The 7,082-nt window shown below is 54.6% G+C and carries 5 protein-coding genes and 1 pseudogene; 1 reads left to right on the plus strand and 5 read right to left on the minus strand.

Features of this window, described 5'->3' with window-relative positions; translation table 11 throughout:
- The coding region (locus CPT76_RS14700) for a PCYCGC domain-containing protein (protein ID WP_219845428.1) at nt 1–361 on the minus strand (361 nt) is incomplete at its 3' end.
- 234 nt (nt 362–595) lie between these two features.
- Between CPT76_RS14700 and CPT76_RS14705 the strand changes: the two genes are divergently transcribed.
- On the plus strand, nt 596–967 hold the full coding sequence (locus CPT76_RS14705) for an ArsR/SmtB family transcription factor (RefSeq protein WP_076167400.1): 372 nt from the start codon (nt 596–598) through the stop codon (nt 965–967).
- A gap of 239 nt (nt 968–1,206) precedes the next feature.
- Here CPT76_RS14705 and CPT76_RS14710 read toward each other — a convergent pair.
- The 4 genes and pseudogenes from CPT76_RS14710 to CPT76_RS14725 form a co-directional block, all read right to left on the minus strand.
- Nucleotides 1,207–3,485, minus strand: a pseudogene (locus CPT76_RS14710) (heavy metal translocating P-type ATPase).
- A 177-nt stretch (nt 3,486–3,662) separates the two neighbouring features.
- On the minus strand, nt 3,663–4,403 hold the full coding sequence (locus CPT76_RS14715; RefSeq protein ID WP_105443426.1) for a helix-turn-helix domain-containing protein: 741 nt from the start codon (nt 4,401–4,403) through the stop codon (nt 3,663–3,665).
- 11 nt (nt 4,404–4,414) lie between these two features.
- On the minus strand, nt 4,415–6,052 hold the full coding sequence (locus CPT76_RS14720) for a cache domain-containing protein (RefSeq protein WP_105443427.1): 1,638 nt from the start codon (nt 6,050–6,052) through the stop codon (nt 4,415–4,417).
- Between the two features lie 99 nt (nt 6,053–6,151).
- Nucleotides 6,152–7,030: a carbohydrate ABC transporter permease gene (locus CPT76_RS14725; RefSeq protein ID WP_105443428.1), complete on the minus strand. Its 879-nt coding sequence runs from the start codon at nt 7,028–7,030 to the stop codon at nt 6,152–6,154.
- Nucleotides 7,031–7,082: the final 52 nt, after the last annotated feature.

Consider the following 7,082-nt stretch of genomic DNA (forward strand, 5'->3'; position numbering starts at 1 on the left):
CCCATACCACGCTTCCGTCCGGGTTGACTTCTTTAATAAAGCAGTTCAAATTGCTTTTGTGGCCTGCACTTTCCCCGCATCCACAGTAACATGGAATTTGGCTGAGCACTTCCTTTACCCCGGCTGCCGCCATATAGGCCGTTCTGACGGTATCGTTCGCCGGCTGCAGAAACGTAGGAAGCTGCTCCTTCCCGCCGGTCGTCTCCTGCAGATCGCCGTTTGCGGCCATCTGCTGGTGTGCGCCGTGATCGTGCTGCATCGTCTGCTCCGCCGAATCCGGGCCGCCCTTATCCGAGCAGCCTGATACCAGCAGCCCGCCAAGGACGATTCCGAGCACAGACAGCCTCGCCTTACTGCCCATCATCATGTATCTCCCCTTTGATTGTTGTCCATTTTACATAGTATACCATGCCGCTTGCCGGATATATAAATTCGGATGGCTTCGCAGCCGGTCACGGTGCCTGATCATGTCAGACCCGAGTGCCGGCGGGGGCATGTACATTTTCTTAACAGTAATTATTCCGTTTAAGGTGCCGTTTTGATATAATACAGGTATCTAACCTTTATTCCGGATTTTCACAGAAAGGTGATTGCCATGGAACAGTCCATCCATCCGTCCCAGGAATGCGACGCAACCTGCACGGGCTCAGACAATGAATTGGGCAAAATCAAAGAAGCGCTGATCGATGATCAAGCTGCCTCGCAGGTCGCCGATTGGTTTAAAGCCTTTAGTGATCCCACGCGGGTCAAGCTGATCGACGCGCTGCTGCAAAGAGAACTGTGCGTGCATGACCTGACCACCCTGCTCGGCATGGGCCAATCCGCGGTGTCCCACCAGCTGAGGTATTTGCGCAATTTGCGGATCGTCAAACGCCGCAAGGAAGGCAAAACGGCCTATTACTCGCTTGACGATACGCACATCGAACAGATTTTCCTGCAGACGCTGCAGCATACCCAGCATGGATAAATATTTCTAACCCAAGACCCTCTGCCTTTGGCGGAAGGGTCTTTTCTTTTTTACATATGTAATCCAACCGATTAGGCTTGGCCCGTTCAGGGCTTAACCCCTGGGAACAGTCTTCGGGCACGAGTACGGACGCTTCTGCACAATGAAAAGGCAGCAATAAAACGAGCGACTATCAGCTCCCCAAACGGCAGCGGGCGGCACCGCATGCAGCGGACCGCCCGTTCATATCGACTCGTTATTTATTTCAGCTTCAGTACCCGCATCGCATTTAAGACGGCCAGCAGAGTGACGCCGACATCGGAGAAGACGGCTTCCCACATCGTTGCGATGCCGAAGGCTCCAAGCAGCAGGAAGATCCCTTTGACCGCCAGCGCAAAAACGATGTTCTGCCATACGATTTGGCGCGTACGCCCCGCAATGCCAAGCGCGGTGACGATCTTGGACGGCTCATCGGTCATAATGACGATATCCGCCACTTCAATGGCAGCGTCTGATCCGAGGCCGCCCATCGCAATCCCCACGTCGGCTCTCGCCAGCACCGGCGTATCGTTCATGCCGTCCCCGACAAAAGCGATTTTTTCCTTGGGATGCTTCAGCCGGCTCAGCCGTTCCATATGCGTTACCTTATCCTGTGGAAGAAGCTCGGCATGCACCTCGTTGACGCCAAGCAGCTTCCCGACCTTCTCCGCCACCGGGCGTGCATCGCCTGTCAGCATAACCGTCTGTTTGCCCCGCTGCTGAAGCGCGCCGACCGCCTGCGCAGCATCTTCCTTCACCTCGTCCGAGATGAGCAGATAACCGGCGTATTCTCCGTTCACGGCCACATATACGACGGTGCCCGGCGCATCCGGCTGCTGAGCCGCAATGCCTTCCTCCTTGAGCAGCTTTGCGTTGCCGGCCAATACTTCCACGCCGTCCAATTTCACGTGAACGCCGTGTCCCGCAGCTTCATTGTAGTCCTGTATTCGCGACGCATCTATCATTGTAGTCCTGTATTCGCGACGCATCTATTTCTTTCCCGTAGGNTTCCCTGATCGATTCGGCAATGGGATGGCTCGAATGAAGTTCCGCGAAGGCTGCATATTCCAGCAGCTGTTCAGGGCTGATCCCGTCGTGGGCCGGACGGGTTTCGGTTACCCGGAACGTCCCCTTGGTCAGCGTGCCGGTCTTGTCGAACACGACGTATTTCACATCATTCAAGGCTTCCAGGTAATTACTCCCCTTGACCAGGATGCCCGCTTTGGAAGCGGCGCCGATCCCTCCGAAAAATCCGAGCGGAATCGATACGACCAGCGCGCAGGGACACGAAATGACGAGAAAGATCAGCGCCCGGTAGATCCAGTCGGAGAACGTCGCGCCGCTCACCACGAGCGGTGGAACAATCGCAAGGAGCAGGGCGACGATGACGACGACCGGCGTATACAAGCGGGCGAACTTCGTGATGAAGTTCTCGGTAGGGGCCTTGTTGCTGCTGGCGTTTTGGACGAGGTCCAAAATTTTGGCCGCGGTGGACTCCCCATAAATCTTGGTCACCTCAATCGTAAGGACGCCGTTTTTGTTGATGAACCCGCTCAGCACCTCATCGCCTGCTTCCAGCTCACGCGGCACGGACTCGCCGGTCAGCGCCGAAGTATCCGCCATCGACCGGCCCTCAGTCACTTTGCCGTCGAGCGGGATCTTCTCTCCCGGTTTGACGATGATCAATTCGCCGACCTGGACTTCCTCGGGCATCACCTGTTTCGTTCCGTCCCCTGTCTTCAGGTTCGCATAATCCGGCCGGAGATCCATCATGGCGCTGATGGATTTGCGCGAACGGTTGACCGCAATGCCCTGAAACATTTCGCCGATCTGATAGAAGAGCATGACGGCAACCCCTTCGGGATACTGCCCTACGCAGAACGCCCCAATCGTCGCAACCGACATCAGGAAGTACTCGTCAAACACCTGGCCCCTAAGGATGTTGCGGAGCGCCTGCAGAACGATGTCTCCTCCGGTAATGAGATAGGCCACCAGAAACATGGCGAGCTCGGCCCACCCCGTGACCGGCAGCAGCATCGCGGCTGCCGTGATCACTGCCCCTGCAGCCAGGCGGATCGACATGACCCGGATGCCGGAGCTGCCGTGATCATGCGAATGACCGTGATCATGGCCGTGGCCATGATCATGCGAATGACCGCCCGCTCCGTGGTCATGACCTTCGTGGGAATGACCGTGATCATGCGCGTGCCCATCATGATAATGGCCGCGGGACCTTTGCGGATGATTTCCTGCCGCTTTCGGAACCAGCTCACGCACGCTGACATGCGGCTCTAATTTTTTGACTTTCTTCGTAATCTCCGATATCAGCTGGCCTTGATCTTCTGAGGATTCAAAAGTCAGCGTCTGCTTGACGAAATTTACGGAGCAGGAAGAAATCCCGTCCATCTTCCGGACTCCATCCTCGATCTTCATGGCACAGTTTGCACAATCCAAGCTTCAGCAGCAGCTCACGCTTCACCTTAGAGACGGCTTCAGTCATCAAAATGCCTCCGATCCAATCACGAATATAATATGAGCATATATTCATATATAAACCTGTTAAGCACATTATATTCAGGGATGGAGAAGAATGTCAACCAGCTTTTCCGGGCTTTTCCACCAATGATGGAGAAAACGAAAAAAAGGCAGAGGCTGTTCCCCTGCCTTTTCCTGCAGCTCACCCGGTCTCATCCGAGACGCACGACATCATCAGCTCCCGGTATTTCCCCGGCGTGACGCCCTCGATCTTTTTAAAAGCCCGGATAAAGACAACGTCGCTCGTATACCCGACCAATTGCGCGATTTGGGCATTTGTGAATTCCTTGTCAGCCATATGGCGTTTGGCAAGCTCAATCCGTTTCTTGGCGATATGGTCGCTGAGATTGATCCCGCTCTGTTTTTTGTAAAAGGTCGAGACGTACTGCGGCGTCATGTCGAAGTGATCCGCCACCATGCCAAGCCCCATGTTGGAATCGGTGAAGTGCTCATCGACGAACTGGTCCATGTCCTGCAATAGCTGAGCGCTGTGGCCGCTCTTGTCCGCAACCATGCTCTCCGCCAAAATTTCATACAGCCGCTTCATCCGTTTGTGCATTCCTTCGGCCGTTTCATAGGAGAAGATGTCCTTCACCAGATCGATATCGGGTCCGAGAATGTCATTCTGGTCCATGCCCGTGGCGTTCATAATTTTTAAATATGTACTGGTGATGTTAAAGAACAGGCATTTCCCGTATTCCGGCGTGATGCTGCCCGACTCGAAATTCATCGCATAAATCGTGTCCAGCAGCTGCAGGGCATGGTCGGCGTCGCCGCTCCTTACGAAATTAATCAGCTGTACCTCAATATCGACCGGGTAGTAATAATGGGAGTGCACATCCGTAATATCCTGAAAATAAATGATCGTCCCGCCGCCCTTCACAATCCGGAATTCTAGGGCAGACGCCGCTTCCGCATAGCTCTCGCTGATGCTCTCGCGCCGCTGTGAGGCAGGCCCACCGCCACGGTCACATCGATCTTGAAGCGTTCCTCGATCATGCCTTTGAGCGCTGTGGCCAGCTCACGGGTCACCCTCTCGCCGCCCTCGGCCTGTTCCGCGGCAAAGTTGCACACAATCGCTACCCGGTCCCGGTCCAGCTCAACGGCAAACGCCTTGTGCGGATACTCGATCAGATCCGTGCCGATATTGGATACGATAAAACGGGCAAGCGCCCACTGCTCCTCGCTCGGCTCCGCGTTGAACCTTGCGATGCTGTCCAATTGGACAACCATGACCGAGAAGTCGTCACTGACGAACGTAATATCCATAAACCGCAGCGACTGGCCGCCTTCCCGGGACGCGTCGACATCCATCTGCCCCCGGAGCAGGCGCAGCAGGAAATTGGAGCGGATGACGGGCGTCTGCTGGGCGAGCAGGCTGCGTAAGTTTTTTTCGGTATGCAGAGAGCCTTCGATGGACTGCAGGATCAGCTCGTATTCGTTGACCTGTGGCCTTCCGCTCCATTCAGTGCCCCTGAGAATGGCATTGACTGTTTTACGCAGCGGACTGTAATTTCGGTAAGCGAAGATGAAGGCTGCGGTCAGTCCCACGGCAAGACAAAGGGCGAACAGGATCAGCGCCCACTGCTTGATTAGAATGATCTGCTGCATAAAGACGCTTTTGGGCGTAACGAGCACGTATTTCCATCCTTCTTTTTCAGATGAGGTATACGATACCATTTTCTGATCGCCATTAATCGTTTGGTTGAACAACCCGCCGGTTCCCGTGATCCGGGACAACAATTCGCCCGGCAGCGGCTGACGGTCTGTCGCCATGATCGTGCGTCCGTCCGAATTCACGATGTAAATCGAGCTGTCGCTCGCGGATTCAATCTGGGCAAACATTTCCTTAATCTGACTCTCGTCGATCAGAATGACGAAGGTCCCCGTAATATCGCGCCGGTCCCGCCCCGGAAGCGACTGGGCGAAGGTGATGACGTTCAGCGGCGTTTTCTCGATGCTCTGCATCGGATCATACTCGGCGGTCCGCAGCAGCGTGGCCGATGGAAGGTAATCCATCGTATGGAAGCTTGTGAGCATGCTTTCCCGCCAGCGGTCGTAACTCATGCCCTGATAGCTGTAATACATATCGTAAAATTTGTGCGAATCGGTGAGAAGCCCGGGCCTCAGCACCAGATCGCTGTTGCGGAAATAGACATAGTAATCCAGGATAAAGTTCGTCAGGCTTCCCTGTCTTGACATGGTGTTCCGCATAAATTCGATGAACTGGTACCGGTCGGGACCGCCTGCATCCTGGTCCAGTTTGAGCAAATACTCCAGCTTCGGATCGAAAATGATCTGCTGGGCCAGCTTTTGCACTTCGCTTAATTTGCTGTCCAGGGACAGCTTGAGCTGCTCCAGCATCGCTTGATTGGAACGGTTGGCACCGCTTTCCAAACTTGCTTCGACTTTGGTGTACAAGAAGGCTCCCATCGAGACCGGGATGAGCAGCAGAACCAGATTGGAAATCAGCATCGTCATCCACACGCTTCGCAGATGACCGATTCCAAGCGGACGAAGCAGCCGTTTCACCAAGCATTCCCCCTACCTTGTTCATGTATCGACCGACATGCGCATCAATGAAACTTGTATGTTCATTATAATGCAAGGGACAGGGCTCCGGGCAGTTTTTTATTCCTTGATGGCGCCGATCAGCACCCCTTTGACGAAATACTTCTGCAGGAATGGATACAGGCAGATAATCGGCAGGGTCGAGACGATGATGGTGGCGTATTTGATCGTTTCGCCGATCGCATACTTGTCGTCCGCAGCCACGCCTGTGGACATGGAATCGGTGGAATTGGCGATGAGGATTTCGCGCAAAACGAGCTGCAGCGGATACATCGTCCGGTCACGCAAATACACCAGCGCCGGAAAATACGAGTTCCAGTGCCCAACCGCATACCAAAGAATCATGACCGCGATGACCGGCATCGACAGCGGAATGACGATTCGGAACAGAATGGTCATCTCGCCGGCTCCGTCGATTTTGGCCGATTCTTCGAGCGACACGGGTACGCCCTGGAACGCCGTCCGCATAATGATCAGGTTAAACGTGGAGATCGCTCCCGGGATCAGCAGCGCCCAAGGCGTATTCATCATGCCGAGCTTGCCGACGAGGATGTACGTCGGGATCAGTCCGCCGCTGAACACCATCGTCAGGACGATCGCAAACATCATCAGGTTTTTAAAATACAGGTTCCGGCGCGACAGCACATAAGCCCCGAGAGCCGTCATAAACAGGTTAATGGCCGTTCCTGCAGCTACGTAAAACAGCGTATTCCGGTACCCGCTTGTGATCATCGGGTTCTTGAAGACGGCTTTGTAAGCCTCGAAGTTAAATCCGAGCGGGCGCAGGAGGATGCCCCGGTGCTGGATAAAGCTCGCCGCGTCGCTCAATGAAGCAAATAATACATACAGGAACGGGTACAGTGTAACGAAGCAGAGCAGCAGCATCAGCAGCGTATTGATCACGCCGAATACCTTTTCGCCGTTCGTTTGTGCAATCATCGGATGATCCCTCCTACCACAGTTTGTTTTCGGACACGCGCTTGCTGATGGC

The organism is Paenibacillus sp. AR247 (assembly GCF_002968895.1).
GTDB lineage: Bacteria > Bacillota > Bacilli > Paenibacillales > Paenibacillaceae > Paenibacillus_AQ > Paenibacillus_AQ favisporus.

Bases quoted from the DNA above. Each gene is read 5' to 3' on its own strand.
- CPT76_RS14705 (WP_076167400.1), top strand. From the start codon at position 596: ATGGAACAGTCCATCCATCCGTCCCAGGAATGCGACGCAACCTGCACG.
- CPT76_RS14725 (WP_105443428.1), bottom strand. From the start codon at position 7,030: ATGATTGCACAAACGAACGGCGAAAAGGTATTCGGCGTGATCAATACG.